The organism is Stenotrophomonas sp. Steno-Z10-BAI, from assembly GCF_056393115.1.
In genome coordinates this window covers 697450-713019 of the sequence record NZ_JBWJOZ010000001.1, presented here as the reverse complement: position 1 = coordinate 713019, position 15570 = coordinate 697450, and the positions used below count along the sequence as shown (strand labels likewise).

Genomic DNA, 15570 nt, shown 5'->3' with positions numbered 1-15570 from the left:
ATCCGGAGGTCCCCATGGCCCACATCGTTGGCCTGATCGGCGGCATGAGCTGGGAAAGCTCGGCCCACTATTACCGCCTGATCAACGCGCACGTGCGCGACACCTTGGGCGGCCTGCACTCGGGCCGGATCCTGCTGTGGTCGTTCGATTTCGCCGAGATCGAGGCACTGCAGCATGCCGGCGACTGGGACACCGCGACCCAGCGGATGATCGATGCGGCCCAGCGCCTGCAGGGCGCGGGTGCGACGGCCATCGTGATCTGCACCAACACCATGCATCGCATGGCCGACGCGGTGCAGGCGGCGATCCCGATTCCCCTGCTGCACATCGCCGATCCCACGGCCGAGGCGATCAAGGCCGCCGGGCTGCAACGGGTGGGGTTGCTGGGCACGGCGTTCACCATGGAGCAGGATTTCTACACGGGGCGGCTCACGCAGGCGCATGGCCTGGAGGTGCTGATTCCCGAGGCCGATGACCGCGCGGCGGTGCATCGGATCATCTATGGCGAGCTGGTGAAGGGGCAGGTGCTGCCGGCCTCGCGCGAGACCTACCGGGCGGTGATGCAGCGACTGGTGGATCGCGGTGCGCAGGGCATCATCCTGGGCTGCACGGAGATCATGCTGCTGGTCGGCGCGCAGGATGCAACGGTGCCGGTGTTCGATACGACCACGCTGCATGCGCAGGCGGCGGCGCGGCATCTGTTGGCCGAATGAGCCAAAAAAAACCCCGGCCGAAGCCGGGGAAACTGTCTTGCTGCGAGGGTGTTGCCTTGTTGGGTTCTGATCCGCCGATCAGAACTTGAACACGTACGACACGCCGTAGGCGAGCGGGTCGATGTTGACGGTGCCGATCTTTTCACCGTTGAGCTTCACCTTGCTGTCGATGTCCATCCAGCGCACATCAACGCGCAGCGAGCCCTTGTCGTTGATCGCGAAATCCAGGCCGGCATGGGCGGCCAGGCCCCAGGAGTCTTCCATCTTCAGCGTGCTGCCAGCCAGCGCGCCGCCGGTCTTCTCGCTGAAGAACGTGGTGTAGTTGATGCCGGCGCCCAGGAACGGGGAGACCTTGCCCTTGCTGTTGAAGTGATACTGCAGCGACACCACCGGCGGCAGGTGCTTGGTGCTGCCCACGTTGCCCAGGCCGGCGATGTTGATGTCGTGCTTGAACGGCAGCGCGGCCAGGAGCTCGATGCCCAGGTTGTCGGCGATGAAGTACTCACCGGTGATGGTCGGCTTGATGTCGTTGTCCACATCGACCTTCAGCGTGCCGCCGGCCAGCGAGCCGTTGTTGGACTTTGGGGCGACCTGGTGCACGCCGGCACCGATCGTCCAGTCACCCTTGGACTGGGCCATGGCGGGGGCGGCGGCCAGCGCCAGGGCGGCGGCCAGGCTGGAGAGCAGGAGGGGGGAGGTCTTGCGCATGAGACGGTCTCGTGGCGGGTTGGAATGGCGCCAGTTTTCCCGTCCATGCGCCTGCGCGCCTTGATCCGGATCAATCCGGGTATTTACCGTTGTAACCGGTTCCCATTCGTCTTCCCCGGGCCGGGCCGGTTCCGGCCCTGCTAGAATGAACGCCCCTTTCCATCGGCGCCGCACCGTCGCGGCTGCAGGAGCTTGTGAACATGGCAATCAAGGTTGGCATCAACGGTTTCGGTCGCATCGGGCGCAACGTACTGCGCTCGGCCGTGCTGAACTTCGGCAATGACATCGAAATCGTCGCCATCAACGATCTGCTGGAGCCGGACTACCTGGCGTACATGCTGAAGTACGACTCCGTGCATGGCCGCTTCAAGGCCGACGTGGAAGTCTCCGGCAACGACCTGCTGGTCAACGGCAAGAAGATCCGCCTGACCCAGGAACGCGACCCGGCCAACCTGAAGTGGGACGAGGTCGGCGTGGACGTCGTCATCGAATCCACCGGCCTGTTCCTGACCAAGGAAACCGCGCAGAAGCACATCGACGCGGGCGCCAAGAAGGTGATCCTGTCGGCACCGTCGAAGGACGACACCCCGATGTTCGTGTTCGGCGTGAACGACAAGACCTACGCCGGCCAGGCGATCGTCTCCAACGCGTCGTGCACCACCAACTGCCTGGCCCCGCTGGCCAAGGTCATCAACGACAAGTGGGGCATCAAGCGTGGCCTGATGACCACAGTGCACGCCGCGACCGCCACCCAGAAGACCGTCGATGGCCCGTCCAACAAGGACTGGCGCGGTGGCCGTGGCATCCTGGAAAACATCATTCCGTCCTCCACCGGTGCGGCCAAGGCCGTCGGCGTGGTGATCCCGGAATTGAACAAGAAGCTGACCGGCATGAGCTTCCGCGTGCCGACCTCGGACGTGTCGGTGGTCGATCTGACCGTCGAGCTGGAAAAGGAAGCCACCTACGCCGAGATCTGCGCTGAAGTGAAGGCACAGAGCGAAGGCGCGCTGAAGGGCATCCTGGGCTACACCGAAGACAAGGTCGTGGCGACCGACTTCCGCGGTGAAACCCACACTTCGGTGTTCGACGCCGATGCCGGCATCGCGCTGGACAGCACCTTCGTCAAGCTGGTGTCGTGGTACGACAACGAATGGGGCTACTCCAACAAGTGCCTGGAAATGGTCAAGGTCGTCGCGGCGTAAGCCAGCGCTGCCCTGCGTCATTCCACAGACCCCGGCCCCGTGCCGGGGTCTGTCGTTTCAGGGGCGCCCGCCAGGGCGTGATCCCGCGTGTGCCGCCGATCCTTTAGCATGGCCCGCGTGCCCTGGCACTGCGCCTGCCGGGTGCAGCCGGGGCGACCTCTTGAGGATGGCCTGGAATGGAAGCTCTGATTGTCCTGCTGGTGCTGGTACTGCTGGCGATCCCGCTGCTGCTGATCGTGGCGCTGGTGATGATCGCCGGCCTGCGCCGCCGCGTCGCCGCGCTGGAGCAACGCGCGGCAGGCTCGGCCTGGGACGCCACGCCGGCACCCGCCGCGCCCGAACGGCCGCTGCGCTGGGCCGACATTGCGTCGGTCGACACCGTGTCCCCGCCGTTGGATGCCGCGCCGCGCACACCGGACGCGTCACCCATTGCGGTGACTGCCCCCGCTGCGCGCGTTGCGCCACTGGACGAACCGGCGCAGCCGCCCCCGCTGCCGCCCCGGTCTGCACCACCGCCGGCACCTGCCGCACCGCAGGGACCGGGCATCGGCGAGCGCATCATCGGCACCCTCAAACAGTGGTTCACCGAGGGCAATGTGCCGGTCAAGATCGGCATGCTGGTGCTACTGGCCGGTGTGGCCGCGCTGCTCAAGTACGCCAGCGACCAGGGCTGGTTGAACGCACCGATCGAGCTGCGCCTGGCCGCCATCGCGCTGGCGGCGCTGGCCGGGCTGGTGTTCGGCTGGGTGCAGCGCGATACCCGGCACCTGTTCGCGCTGGCGCTGCAGGGCGGGGCAATCGGCATCCTGCTGCTGACCATTTTCGCCGCGTTCAAGCGCTATGACCTGATCCCCGCCGCGCCGGCGTTCGCGCTCAGCGTGCTGCTGATCGCCGGCATGGGCGTGCTGGCGGTGGTGCAGAACTCGCGCACGCTGGCCGTGCTCGGCATCCTGGCCGGCTTCATGGCGCCGATCTGGCTGTCCACCGGCAGCGGCAATCATGTCGCGCTTTTCTCGTATTACGCGGTGCTCAACGCGGCGATCCTGGCGATTGCCTGGTGGCGACCGTGGCGCGCGCTGAACCTGCTCGGCTTTGCCTTCACCTTCGGCATCGGTACCGCCTGGGGCGTGCTCCAGTACAGCCCGGACAAGTTCGCCAGCACCGAGCCGTTCCTGCTGCTGTTCTTCGCCTTCTACCTGCTGATTCCGATCCTCTATGCGCGCCGGCAGCGTGCGGAGAAACGCGATCTGATCGATGGCAGCCTGGTGTTCGGTACGCCGCTGATCGCGTTTTCGTTGCAGGCCGGTCTGCTGCACGACGATCGCCTGCTGCTGGCGTTGTGCTCGCTGGCACTGGCCGCGTTGTATGCGGGATTGGCGTGGGTGCTGATCAAGCGCGAGCGCTATGCCGCACTGGGTCAGTCGCATGCGGTGCTCGCGGTGGGCTTTGCGACGCTGGCGGTGCCGCTGGCGCTGTCTGCACGGGCCACCGCCAGCGTGTTCGCGCTGGAAGGGGCGGCCCTGGCCTGGCTGGGGCTGCGACAGCAGCGCTGGCTGCCGCAGGTCACCGGTGCGTTGTTGACCTTGGGCGCCGCGTTCGGCTTCGTGGTCGGCGCCGATTACTGGCATCTGGACGCCACGGCCATCGCCAACCCGACCTTCATGAGCGGCCTGCTGCTGGCGGTGGCTGGTTTCGCGGCGGCCTTCAGCTATCGCCGCGCGCAGCAGCAGTCGCCGGCCATCGTGTACTACCTGTGGGGCTTGCTGTGGTGGCTGGGCAGTATCAGCCACGAGATCCTGCGCTTCGTCGCCCACCGCAGCGAGCCCGATGCGCTGCTGATCGCCGCGGCCGTCACCGGTTGGCTGGCCGCCGAGATGCATCGGCGCTGGCCGGCACGCGCACTGGTGCTCACCACGCTGGCGATGGTGCTGGCTGCGTTCCCGTTGGCGCTGTGGCAGGCCGATGTGCATGACCAGCCGTTCGCCGGTTATGGCGCACTGGCCTGGGCGGTGTTCGCGCTGCTGGGCGTGCGCAGCCTGTGGTGTCTGCGCGCAGGCGACGACCGCACGTCGCTGGCGGCGCAGTTCCTGTGGTGGTTGCTGTGGCCGTCCGTGGTGTCGCTGGCCTGCCTGTGGCTGGCCGACCGTTTCGCGCTGGCACAGGGTTGGGGCCTGGCCCTGATGCTGTTGCCGTGGCTGCTCGTCACCGCCGTGGCGCTGTTGCGCTGGCGCTGGCTGACGGTGCCGCTTGGCGAACGCTTCGATCCGATGCGCACGCCGCTGCAGGGCACGTTGTTCGCGGTGCTTGGCGTGAGCTGGGCGGGCCTGTTGCTGGTCCCGGCCGGCGCAGCACCGCTGCCGTGGCTGCCGCTGCTCAACCCGGTGGAACTGGCGCAGCTCGCCGTTCTGGTGCTCGCTGCGCGCTGGCTGTGGTCTGCGCAGGCGCCGGATGGCCTGCGTGCGATGCGCATACCGGTGCTGGCGATTGCCGGCTTCGTCGCCCTGACCAGCATCACCCTGCACGCCGTGCATCACTGGGGCGGGGTGCCGTGGAACGAGCGCTTGTGGTCTTCGACCCTCGCCCAGACCAGCCTGACCGTGGTGTGGAGCGTGCTCGGCGTGATCAGCTGGGTGTGGGGCTCGCGCCGCGGGCAACGCGTGCTGTGGCTGGTCGGCGCGGTGCTGATGGGCGTGGTGCTGGCCAAGCTGGTGCTGATCGACCGCCAGCACCTGGGCAACCTGTTGGGCATTTCTTCTTTCATCGCCTACGGCCTGCTGTGCACGGTCGTGGGCTATCTGGCACCGGCGCCGCCGCGCGCGCCGGACCCCGCCGTGGAGCCGCAGTCTTGATGACCTTTCGCCCGCTGATCCTCTTCACCGCGCTGGCGCTTCCGGCGCTGGCGCAGGCCCAGGCCCAGGCCGCCGATGACCGCCAGGCCTATCGCCAGCAATGGCCGCTGCAGCTCGCGCAGCCGCAGGCCGGTGCCTACCGGCTGACGCTCGACGATGGCGTCTACCGCACCGCGGTGTCGCCACGCCTGGCCGACGTGCAGGTGTTCAACGCACAAGGCCAGGCACTGCCTTCGGCGCTGCTGGCTGCCGATCAGCCACTGGCGCAGGCGCCACAATGGCAGACGCTGTCCTGGTTCCCATTGCCGCCGATGGCCGGTACCTCCGGCGATGATCTGCAGCTGCTGACCGAGCGCAATACCGACGGCAGCGTGCGCCGGGTGGAAGCGCGGCTGGGACGCGGTGGCGCGGCCGGGCAACCGGCCGGCTGGCTGATCGACGCCAGCGCGCTGAAGACCGGCGTGCAGGCGCTGCGCCTGGACTGGCAGACACAGTCGCCACTGCAGGCGCGCGTTCGCGTGGAGATGAGCAACGATCTGCGCGATTGGCTGCGCATCGCCGACGATGTGCCGCTGGTGGACCTGCAGCACGAAGGCCGCCGCCTGCAGCAGCGCCGCATCGAGATCGCGCGCCAGGCCAAGTACTTCCGGATCCTGCCGATCGGCGCCGATGCCTTGCCGGCGCTGTCCACGGTGCAGGCCGAGTTGGCGCCGGCCGCGCAGGCGATCGCGTGGCGCTGGCAGTCGCTGACCGGTACCGCCGGCAAACCCGGCGAGTTCGAGTATCAGCTGGACGGGCGCTTCCCGATCGCGCAGGCCGATATCGCCACCGCCGACAACAGCGTGGTGCAGTGGACGCTGTTGAGCCGCGACGATGCCGATCAACCGTGGCAGGTGCGCGCCGGCCCGTGGGTGGCCTATCAGCTGCAGGACGCCGCCGACCGTCGCCAATCGCAGACCCAGCCACTGGCACGCAGTACGCGTGATCGTTACTGGAAGCTGGTGGCCGGCCAGCCGCAGTCGATGCCGGCACCGACGCTCAAGCTTGGCTACCAGCCCGAAGCGCTGGTGTTCCTCAGCCAGGGCGAGCCGCCGTTTGCGGTGGCCGCCGGCAGCGTGCGTGCCGAGCGCCAGGATGCGCCGGTGGCCACGGTGATCGCGCAGCTGCGCGAGCAGCATGGCGCGCAGTGGCAACCGGCGCAGGCAAGCGTGCAGGGCGCACCGGAAGTGCTCGCTGGCGATGCCGCAGTGGCCCCGCAGCGCGACTGGAAACAGTGGCTGCTGTGGGCGCTGCTGGTGATCGGCGTGCTGATCGTCGGTGGCTTCGCGGTCAGCCTGCTGCGCCAGCCGCGTCTTAACGGGGACGGGGGTAGTTAAGCGCGCTTAACTACCTCCGTCCCTGTTATGGATTTGCGATGCACCCGCGCAGCCGGGACAATGATGGTCTGCGCCGCACGGCGCCCTTCCTTCTTCAGAGCCAAAGAGTTGCTTATGTCCATCGTTCGCATGACCGACCTCGATCTCTCCGGCAAGCGCGTGCTGATCCGCCAGGATCTGAACGTGCCGATCGACAACGGCCAGATCACCTCCGAGCAGCGCATCACCGCGTCGCTGCCGACGCTGAAGCTGGCGCTGGAGAAGGGCGCCGCCGTGATGGTGACCTCGCACCTGGGGCGTCCGAAGGAAGGCGTGTGGAGTGAAGCCGAATCGCTGGCCCCGGTGGCGCTGCGCCTGTCGCAGCTGCTGGGTGTCCAGGTGCCGCTGGTGCGTGATTGGGTCGATGGCGTGGACGTCGCGCCGGGTTCCATCGTGCTGCTGGAAAACTGCCGCATGAATGTCGGCGAGGGCAAGGACGATGAAGCGCTGGCGAAGAAGTACGCCGCGCTGTGCGATGTGTTCGTCATGGATGCCTTCGGCACCGCGCACCGCGCGCAGGCCTCCACCCATGGCGTGATCCGCTTCGCGCCGGTCGCCGCTGGCGGTCCGCTGCTGATGGCCGAACTGGACGCGCTGGCCAAGGCGCTGCTCGCCCCGGCCCCGCCGCTGCTGGCGATCGTGGCCGGCAGCAAGGTCAGCACCAAGCTCGAACTGCTCTCCAGCCTGGTCGGCAAGGTCGACCAGCTGATCGTCGGCGGTGGCATCGCCAACACCTTCATCGCGGCCGCCGGTTACCCGGTCGGCAAGTCGCTGTATGAGCCGGACCTGCTGGACACCGCCAAGAAGATCGTCGCCGATGCCAAGGCGCGTGGCGCCGACATCCCGCTGCCGACCGACGTGGTGGTGGCCAAGCAGTTCCTGCCGGACGCCGAAGCCACGGTGAAGGCCGTCGCCGACGTGGCCGAGGATGACCTGATCCTGGATATCGGCCCGGAGACGGCCCAGCACTACGTGGGCCTGATCGCCAAGGCCGGCACCGTGGTCTGGAACGGCCCGGTCGGTGTGTTCGAATTCGAGGCCTTCAGCCATGGCACCGAAGCGCTGGCCCGTGCCATCGCGGCCTCGCCGGCGTTCTCGATCGCCGGTGGTGGCGACACCCTGGCCGCGGTGGACAAGTACGACATCGCCGGCGAGGTGAGCTACATCTCCACCGGTGGCGGCGCGTTCCTGGAGTTCCTGGAAGGCAAGACCCTGCCGGCCGTCGCCGCGCTGGAGGCCCGCGGCTCGTGAGCCGCGCTGTGCTGTTCTTCGATCTCGACGGCACGCTGATCGATTCGGCCGTCGGGATCACCGGGTGCGTGGCGCATGCGCTCACGCAGATGGGCCAACCGGTCCCGCCACAGGCCGAACTGCGGCGCTGGATCGGGCCGTCGTTGCGCACCAGCTTCGCGCCGTTGTTCAACGATCCGGCCCAGGTCGAACAGGCGGTGACGTATTACCGCGAGCGCTTCGACGTGGTCGGCTGGCGCGAGCATGAGGTCTACCCGCGGATCGGCCAGGTCGTGCAGGCCTTGAAGGATCGCGGCCATCGGCTGGCGATCGTCACCGCCAAGAACGAGCCGCACGCCCGGCGCATCGTCGAGCACCTGCCGTTCGGTCACTGCTTCGAGGACGTGATCGGCGCGACCCCGGATGGCAGCCGCAGCGAGAAGCCGCAGCTGGTGGCCGAGGCCCTGCGCCGGCTGTCGCTGACCCCGGCGCAGTGCTGGATGATCGGCGACCGGCGCATGGATATCGAAGGCGCGCGTCATCACGGGCTGCGCAATATCGGCGTGTTGTGGGGCTTCGGCGGTGCCGAAGAGCTCGCAGCGGCCGGGGCGGCGCACCTCGCGCAGGCACCGGACGACCTGCTCACCCTGATCGATTGAGGGCCGCGGCGGCGATCCGTACGCCGCCGCATGTCCTGCGCAAAGCCCCGCCGCGATTGGCGCTGGCCGGCGGGCGGTCAGATGACTGTCCGCCCGGTCGTCTCGGGCTGTCTGCAGGACAACGGTGAAACCCAAGCGTGCCAGCGGTGTAATCGTATTCATGGGACGTGATGGGTGTGCTAATTTCACTCCTTTAACGGGAGCCCATTAACCATGATTGAGCGTCAGCGTCGCACCAAGATCCTTGCCACCCTCGGACCGGCGACCGACCCGCCGGGCGTGCTGGAGGATCTCTTCCGCGCCGGCGTGAACGTGGTTCGCCTCAACTTCAGCCACGGTGACCCGTCCGGCCAGGCCAAGCGCGCTGCCGATGTACGTGCCGCCGCCGCCCGCGTGGGCGTGGAAGTGGGCATCCTGGCCGATCTGCCGGGCCCGAAGATCCGCATCGAGCGTTTCGCCGAAGGCAAGATCAAGCTCAAGGCGGGCGACCGCTTCGACCTGGTCGCCTCACCGAACGCACCGGCCGGCGACACCACCCAGGTGGGCGTGAGCTACCTCGGCCTGCCGCAGGACGTGGTGGCCGGTGACATCCTGCTGCTCGACGATGGCCTGATGCAGCTGCAGGTCACCGAAGTGCAGGGCGAGCGCATCATCAACACCGTGCTCAACGATGGCGTGCTGTCCGACCGCAAGGGCCTGAACAAGCAGGGCGGTGGCCTGTCGCTGGGCGCGCTGACCGAGCGCGACAAGGAACTGATCGGCATCGTGGCCAAGATCGGCGTGGATTTCATCGCCGTCTCCTTCTGCCGCAATGCGCAGGACATGAACGACGCGCGCGAGATCGCCGAGTCGCACGGCTGCTACGCCGCGCTGGTTTCCAAGATCGAGCGCACCGAAGCGATCGACAACCTGGAAGAGATCGTCGACGCCAGTGACGTGGTCATGGTCGCGCGTGGCGATCTGGGCGTGGAAATCGGCGATGCCGAACTGCCGGGCCTGCAGAAGAAAATCATCAAGGCCTCGCTGGCGCAGAACAAGGTGGTGATCACCGCCACCCAGATGCTGCAGTCGATGGTCGAAAGCCCGATCCCGACCCGCGCCGAAGTGCTGGACGTGGCCAACTCGGTCATCGACGGTACCGATGCGGTGATGCTCTCGGCCGAAACCGCCGCGGGCATGTACCCGGTCAAGGCGGTCGAAGCGATGGCGCGTATCTGCCTCGGTGCCGAACGCCAGTTCCAGACCGAGACCGATTTCGGCGCCTCGCCGCGCAATCTGGAACGTGCCGACCAGGCGATCGCCATGGCCACCATGTTCCTGTCCCAGCACGTAGGCGTGCGCGCGATCGTGGCGATGACCGAATCCGGTGGCACCGCGCGGTACCTGTCGCGCTTCCGTGCCTCGGCACCGGTGTTCGCGGTGACCCGCCATGACGGCGCCCGCCGCCAGATGGCGCTGATGCGCGATGTGTTCCCGATCAACTTCGACAGCCGCGGCCTGACCCCGCGCGAAGCCGCGCGCGGCAGCATCCGCCTGCTGTTCGAAGCGAACCAGCTGCAGAGCGGCGACCGCGTCGTCTTCACCAGCGGCGAGCACATGGAAACCCATGGCGCCACGAACACGCTGCGCCTGCTGGAAGTGGGCGAAGACGGCCGTGCGAGCGGCCTGGGCGAACTCTAAGGGTACGCGTCATCGCATACGCGCTGTCGCCCCACGGTTTGCGCTGCAAACCGTGGGCCCTTCTTACCATCTCCCAGACCCCCGCCGCTTCGCGGCCGCCCCCTCACTCAGGGGGCTTTCCCCCAGACACATTCGCTCCCCTGGGCCCGTTTAGGGATGGAATCGTTTCCAGATTCCGTGGACGGCCAGTTCACGGGAGGCGGGGTCTATAATTGGCGTTTTCCCGCACCCGCCACAGGAAGTACATGAGCATCGAACAGCTGGCTGAAACCGCACAGGCCATGGTCGCCCCGGGCAAGGGCATCATCGCGATCGACGAATCCACCGGCACCATCGGCAAGCGCTTCGCCAGCGTCGGCCTGGAGAACACCGAGGAGAACCGTCGCGCCTACCGCGAACTGCTGCTCACCACGCCCAAGCTGAACGAGCACATCTCCGGCGCGATCCTGTACGACGAGACCATCCGTCAGTCCACCAAGGACGGCGTCCCGTTCGCCAAGTACATGGCCGCCCAGGGCATCATTCCGGGCATCAAGGTCGACAAGGGCGCCCATGCCCTGGCCGGCTGCCCGGGCGAGCTGGTCACCGAAGGCCTGGACGGCCTGCGCGAGCGCCTGCAGGAGTACTACAAGCTGGGTGCGCGCTTCGCCAAGTGGCGTGCAGTCATCAACATCGGTGAAAGCATCCCGTCGGGCACCTGCATCGAGTCCAACGCCCACGCGCTGGCCCGTTATGCGGCGCTGTGCCAGGAATGCGGCCTGGTGCCGATGGTCGAGCCGGAAGTGATCATGGACGGCGACCACGACATCGAGACCTGCTACGAAGTCACCGAAGCCACCCTGCGTTCGCTGTTCGACGCGCTGTACCAGCAGAACGTGCTGCTGGAAGGCACCATCCTGAAGGCCTCGATGGTCATCTCCGGCAAGGGCTGCGAAGAGCAGGCCGACGTCGAGGAAGTGGCCGAGTCGACCGTGATGTGCCTCAAGAGCACCGTGCCGGCGATCCTGCCGGGCGTGGTGTTCCTGTCCGGTGGCCAGAGCGATGAGCAGTCCACCGCGCATCTGAACGCCATGAACCAGATGGGCAACCTGCCGTGGCCGCTGAGCTTCTCCTACGGCCGCGCCATGCAGCAGGCCGCGCTGAAGCTGTGGGCCAAGGACACCAAGGCCAACGTTGCCAAGGCGCAGCAGACGATCTTCGATCGCGCCAAGGAAAACGGCCAGGCCGCCCTGGGCAAGTGGAACGGCTGATTCACGCCTGACCACCGTCAACGGAAACGCCGGCCTTGTGCCGGCGTTTTTGTTTGCGCGGTGGTCTGCTCAGTGCGCCGCCGCCGGCGGCAACCCGAGCGCCAGTGGCGCGAAGATCGCCGAGGTTGACGGTTCGACCGGCTGACCCAGCGCGGCCAGCGCCGACTGGTAGGCCTTGTACGTCGCCGCGTTGTAGGCCACCAGGATGATCCGGCGCGGCTGGCGATGCGAGCGCTGCCAGGTCAGGGTTTCGGTGGCGGCGATGTGGGCGGCCTGGTGCAGCGGATAGCCGAACACGCCGCAGCTGATCGCCGGGAAGGCGATCGATTCCAGATCCAGCTTTTCGGCCAGCTGCAGCGATTTCCAGTAGCAATTGGCCAGCAGCGCCGGCTCGTCGCGCAGACCGTCCTGCCAGACCGGGCCGACGGTGTGGAACACATGCCTGGCCGGGAGCTCGAAGGCGGGCGTCTGGCGCACCTCACCGGTCGGGCAGCGCATGCCGGGGCGGATCTCCGGCAGGGCGCGGCAGGCGTCGAGCAGCTGCGGACCGGCCGCGCGATGGATCGCGCCGTCCACGCCGCCGCCGCCCAGCAGGGATTCGTTGGCCGCATTGACGATCGCATCCACCGCCAGGGTCGTGATGTCGCCCTGCCACACTTCGATCTTCATGCGTACCGCTCCTTACGTACTGATACCGGGTCCATACAACGAAATGACGTGCCTGACCTGCACCGTAACCTGCAGGACATCTAGGCTGCGTCATCGTCGTCTCAGGCAGTGCGACCCGGCGAGCGCTGGCTGACCTTCACACGATGCCGCCGGATCGCTTCACCGCAGATGAAGCGCCCCATGCAAAACGCCCGCCGATCAGGGCGGGCGCTTCCTTCCTGCGGACCAACGGGCAGATCAGGGCAGACCGGCCAGCCAGTCGTCATCGGAGCCTTCGTTGATGTCGGCAAACAGCGGGGTGGAGAAGTAGCGCTCACCCGTGTCGGGCAGCATCGCCAGGATCACCGCGCCGGGTGCGGCCTTGGCGGCGATATCCAGCGCGCTGGCGACCGTGGCACCGGCCGAGATGCCCACGAAGATGCCTTCCTCGGCCGCGAGCCGGCGCGAGGTCTCGATGGCGCGCGCGTCGTCGATGGTCAGCAGTTCATCGTAGACACCGCGGTTGAGCACTTCCGGCACGAAGTCGGGCGTCCAGCCCTGGATCTTGTGCGGCTTCCACTCATCGCCCTTGAGCAGGGCGGCGCCTTCCGGCTCGGTGGCGACGATGCGGGTGTCGGGTCGCGCGACCTTGAGCACTTCGCCGACGCCGGTCAGGGTGCCGCCGGTGCCCCAACCGGTCACGAAGTAGTCCAGCCGCTTGCCGGCGAAGTCGCGCAGGATTTCCGGCGCCGTGGTGTTGCGGTGATAGGCGGGGTTGGCAGGGTTGGCGAACTGGCTGGCCAGGAACCAGCCGTGTTCCTCGGCCAGTTCCTTCGCACGGCGGACCATGCCCGAGCCGCGCTCGGCGGCCGGGGTCAGGATCACCTTGGCGCCGTAGGCGCGCATGAGCTTGCGGCGCTCGATCGAGAAGGTCTCCACCATCGTGGCCACGAACTTGTAGCCGCGCGCGGCGGCCACCATCGCCAGCGCCACGCCGGTGTTGCCCGAGGTCGCTTCCACGATGGTATCGCCGGGCTTGAGCAGGCCCTTGGCCTCGGCGTCGAGAATGATCGCCAGCGCCAGGCGGTCCTTGACCGAGCCGCCGGGATTGAACGACTCGACCTTCGCATACAGGGTGACGTGCTCGGGGGCGAGACGGTGCAGGCGCACCACCGGGGTGTTGCCGATGGTGTCCAGGATGGAGTCGTACAGGGCCATGGGAATGCTCCGCAGAAGTCGTTGCCGCCCGGGGGCCGTGCGGCAGGGGAAAGGGTCGGGCCGGTGGCGGCGCAAGGCGCCCGCGCGCGGCCGGGCCGGGGTCGGTCAGACCGTACCGCTGGCATATGACCGCGCGAAATGACCTGATTACCTTCTTAAACAACGTTTGGTTATAAGCTGGTGACGGCATTTGCCCTACAGTCGGATGGCCCCTCTCCATGCGCCGTATCGCCCGCCCATGACGCTGACCCAACTTCGCTACCTGGTCGCCATTGCCGACGCCGAGCTGAACATCACGCTGGCGGCGTCCCGTGTGCACGCCACCCAGCCCGGCCTGTCCAAACAGCTCAAGCAGCTGGAGGATGAACTCGGGTTCCTGCTGTTCGTGCGCAAGGGCCGCAGCCTGGAAGCGGTGACCCCGGCCGGCGTGGAAGTGATCGGCCGCGCCCGCGCTGTCCTGGGCGAGGCCAACAACATCCGCACCTATGCGGCCAACCAGCGCCGTGAAAGCCAGGGCCAGCTGGTGCTCACCACCACGCATACCCAGGCGCGCTTCGTGCTGCCGCCGGCAGTGGCGCGGATCAAGCAGGCCTACCCGCAGGTCAGCGTGCATCTGCAGCAGGCTGCCGAAAGCGACGCGCTGGACCTGCTCAGCCAGGGCGACGCGGACATCGCCATCATCAGCACCGCCGGCGGTGAGCCCACTGCCGGCCTGGCCATTCCGCTGTACCGCTGGCGCCGGCTGGTGCTGGTGCCGCGCGGGCACGCGCTGGACCGCCCGGGCGCCGCGCCGGACCTGCAGGCGCTCGCCAGCCACCCGCTGATCAGCTACGAATCCTCCACCCGCGGCAGCTCCTCGCTGCAGCGCGCCTTCGCCAGCGCCGGGCTGACCCCGGACATCGCCTTGACCGCCCTCGATGCGGATCTGATCAAGACGTATGTGCGCACCGGCCTGGGCGTGGGCCTGCTGGCGGAAATGGCGGTCAACGCCAGCGATGAAGACCTGCGGTCCTGGCCGGCCCCGGCGCCGATCGACGAGTGCATCGCCTGGGCCGTGCTGCCGCGCGATCGCGTGCTGCGCGATTACGCGCTGGAACTGGTGCATGTGCTCGCCCCACAGATCGACACCCGCGACCTGCGCCGGGTGATCGACGGCAACCAGGAAGCCAACTGGCCGCTGCCGCCGACCTGGGAATCACTGACGCAGACCATCACCGTCTAGCGACGGTGATGGCTGCCCGCGCATTCCCCCTCTACCCCGCGCCGTTGGCGCGCCCCCTTCAACAGAAGGGGGCTTTTCTCCAGAGGGGGTGAGGGGTTTGGTGGGCGCTTCAAATGGGCTGCTGCGACGGTTGGTCGCAGGGCTTCGGGTGGGCCGGCCAACGCTCGGGCGCTACCATGACGGGGTGAACGTCCGCCGTCGCCCGTATGCCGTTTTTCTGCAGCTTGCCTTCGTGGCGACGCTGCTGATGGCGCTGGCGCCGCTGGTCAGCCGCTGGCAGCAGGCGCATGCCGAGGCGCCGGTGATGCTGATGCCGACCGGCATGACCCACGCGATGCCGGTGCCGCCCGATGCCCACGCCGGGCACGACATGCAGCACGACATCGCGCAGCGCGACGTGCACCACCACGACATGCAGCAGCACGACATGGCGCGCCATGACATGGCGATGCAGCCCATGCCGATGCACGCCCTGCCAAGCGCCCACGACACCCCCGCATCGTCGCCGCCGATGAGCGAGCATGCCGGGCATGGCGACGCCTGCGAGTACTGCATGATGGCCTCGCGGCTGATGCCGTGGCTGGCGGTGCTGATCCTGCTGTTGCCGGCGATGCCGGTCATTGCACCGCGCGTGCTGCGCGCGGTGCCCACGCCACGCAGCCTGCGCTGGCCCGCCCACGCCGCACGCGGCCCGCCCGCGATCTCCTGAATCCACCGCCTTTTCTGCCTGTGTCGCCGTGATGGCGGCGCGTGCCTGCGTGCTTTTCTGGAGTTCC

The 15570-nt window shown here is 67.7% G+C and carries 13 protein-coding genes; 10 read left to right on the top strand and 3 right to left on the bottom strand.

The window, feature by feature from the left end; all coding sequences use genetic code 11:
- Window positions 1-14: 14 nt before the first annotated feature.
- The gene (locus AC06E9_RS03275; RefSeq protein WP_282259020.1) at window positions 15-713 is read left to right on the top strand and encodes an aspartate/glutamate racemase family protein; all 699 of its coding nucleotides are present in this window, start codon (window positions 15-17) and stop codon (window positions 711-713) included.
- A 78-nt stretch (window positions 714-791) separates the two neighbouring features.
- On the opposite strand, the gene AC06E9_RS03270 is transcribed toward AC06E9_RS03275, so the two are convergent.
- Window positions 792-1421 carry an OmpW/AlkL family protein gene (locus tag AC06E9_RS03270; protein WP_121039374.1) on the bottom strand — a complete coding sequence of 210 codons (630 nt, stop codon included), beginning with the start codon at window positions 1419-1421 and terminating at the stop codon, window positions 792-794.
- Between the two features lie 200 nt (window positions 1422-1621).
- Between AC06E9_RS03270 and gap the strand changes: the two genes are divergently transcribed.
- From gap to AC06E9_RS03235, 7 genes are all read left to right on the top strand, one after another.
- A complete protein-coding gene (gene gap, locus AC06E9_RS03265; protein WP_121039371.1) occupies window positions 1622-2623 on the top strand; it encodes a type I glyceraldehyde-3-phosphate dehydrogenase in 1002 nt (333 codons plus the stop codon).
- Window positions 2624-2799: 176 nt separating this feature from the next.
- Window positions 2800-5472 carry a DUF2339 domain-containing protein gene (locus AC06E9_RS03260; RefSeq protein WP_478055467.1) on the top strand — a complete coding sequence of 891 codons (2673 nt, stop codon included), beginning with the start codon at window positions 2800-2802 and terminating at the stop codon, window positions 5470-5472.
- Window positions 5472-6848, top strand: a complete 1377-nt coding sequence (locus tag AC06E9_RS03255) for a DUF3999 domain-containing protein (RefSeq protein ID WP_478055466.1) — start codon at window positions 5472-5474, stop codon at window positions 6846-6848. The genes AC06E9_RS03260 and AC06E9_RS03255 overlap by 1 nt, the downstream gene beginning before the upstream one ends.
- Before the next feature lie 114 nt (window positions 6849-6962).
- Window positions 6963-8138 (top strand): phosphoglycerate kinase, encoded by a 1176-nt coding sequence (locus tag AC06E9_RS03250; protein ID WP_121039363.1) that lies wholly within the window; start codon window positions 6963-6965, stop codon window positions 8136-8138.
- The gene (locus tag AC06E9_RS03245; RefSeq protein WP_478055465.1) at window positions 8135-8776 is read left to right on the top strand and encodes an HAD hydrolase-like protein; all 642 of its coding nucleotides are present in this window, start codon (window positions 8135-8137) and stop codon (window positions 8774-8776) included. Before AC06E9_RS03250 ends, AC06E9_RS03245 begins: the two co-directional genes overlap by 4 nt.
- 213 nt (window positions 8777-8989) lie before the next feature.
- Complete coding sequence (gene pyk, locus AC06E9_RS03240; protein WP_121039358.1) at window positions 8990-10456, top strand: pyruvate kinase; 1467 nt, start codon at window positions 8990-8992, stop codon at window positions 10454-10456.
- A 245-nt stretch (window positions 10457-10701) separates the two neighbouring features.
- On the top strand, window positions 10702-11706 hold the full coding sequence (locus AC06E9_RS03235; RefSeq protein ID WP_121039354.1) for a class I fructose-bisphosphate aldolase: 1005 nt from the start codon (window positions 10702-10704) through the stop codon (window positions 11704-11706).
- 69 nt (window positions 11707-11775) lie between these two features.
- Here the strand turns inward: AC06E9_RS03235 and AC06E9_RS03230 are convergent, their stop codons facing one another.
- Together AC06E9_RS03230 and cysK are read right to left on the bottom strand one after the other, a co-directional pair.
- Window positions 11776-12375, bottom strand: a complete 600-nt coding sequence (locus tag AC06E9_RS03230) for an O-acetyl-ADP-ribose deacetylase (RefSeq protein WP_121039351.1) — start codon at window positions 12373-12375, stop codon at window positions 11776-11778.
- 237 nt (window positions 12376-12612) lie between these two features.
- Complete coding sequence (gene cysK / locus AC06E9_RS03225; protein WP_088432710.1) at window positions 12613-13572, bottom strand: cysteine synthase A; 960 nt, start codon at window positions 13570-13572, stop codon at window positions 12613-12615.
- Between the two features lie 238 nt (window positions 13573-13810).
- On the opposite strand from cysK, the gene AC06E9_RS03220 reads away from it, so the two are divergent.
- The gene (locus tag AC06E9_RS03220) at window positions 13811-14794 is read left to right on the top strand and encodes a LysR family transcriptional regulator (protein ID WP_121039345.1); all 984 of its coding nucleotides are present in this window, start codon (window positions 13811-13813) and stop codon (window positions 14792-14794) included.
- A 247-nt stretch (window positions 14795-15041) separates the two neighbouring features.
- Window positions 15042-15503 carry a hypothetical protein gene (locus AC06E9_RS03215; RefSeq protein ID WP_428999833.1) on the top strand — a complete coding sequence of 154 codons (462 nt, stop codon included), beginning with the start codon at window positions 15042-15044 and terminating at the stop codon, window positions 15501-15503.
- Window positions 15504-15570 lie beyond the last annotated feature (67 nt).

Coding starts and splice junctions, on each gene's coding strand:
- pyk (WP_121039358.1), top strand. CDS start 8,990: ATGATTGAGCGTCAGCGTCGCACCAAGATCCTTGCCACCCTCGGACCG.
- AC06E9_RS03235 (WP_121039354.1), top strand. CDS start 10,702: ATGAGCATCGAACAGCTGGCTGAAACCGCACAGGCCATGGTCGCCCCG.
- AC06E9_RS03255 (WP_478055466.1), top strand. CDS start 5,472: ATGACCTTTCGCCCGCTGATCCTCTTCACCGCGCTGGCGCTTCCGGCG.
- gap (WP_121039371.1), top strand. CDS start 1,622: ATGGCAATCAAGGTTGGCATCAACGGTTTCGGTCGCATCGGGCGCAAC.
- AC06E9_RS03275 (WP_282259020.1), top strand. CDS start 15: ATGGCCCACATCGTTGGCCTGATCGGCGGCATGAGCTGGGAAAGCTCG.
- AC06E9_RS03220 (WP_121039345.1), top strand. CDS start 13,811: ATGACGCTGACCCAACTTCGCTACCTGGTCGCCATTGCCGACGCCGAG.
- cysK (WP_088432710.1), bottom strand. CDS start 13,572: ATGGCCCTGTACGACTCCATCCTGGACACCATCGGCAACACCCCGGTG.
- AC06E9_RS03215 (WP_428999833.1), top strand. CDS start 15,042: ATGGCGCTGGCGCCGCTGGTCAGCCGCTGGCAGCAGGCGCATGCCGAG.
- AC06E9_RS03260 (WP_478055467.1), top strand. CDS start 2,800: ATGGAAGCTCTGATTGTCCTGCTGGTGCTGGTACTGCTGGCGATCCCG.
- AC06E9_RS03270 (WP_121039374.1), bottom strand. CDS start 1,421: ATGCGCAAGACCTCCCCCCTCCTGCTCTCCAGCCTGGCCGCCGCCCTG.
- AC06E9_RS03230 (WP_121039351.1), bottom strand. CDS start 12,375: ATGAAGATCGAAGTGTGGCAGGGCGACATCACGACCCTGGCGGTGGAT.
- AC06E9_RS03250 (WP_121039363.1), top strand. CDS start 6,963: ATGTCCATCGTTCGCATGACCGACCTCGATCTCTCCGGCAAGCGCGTG.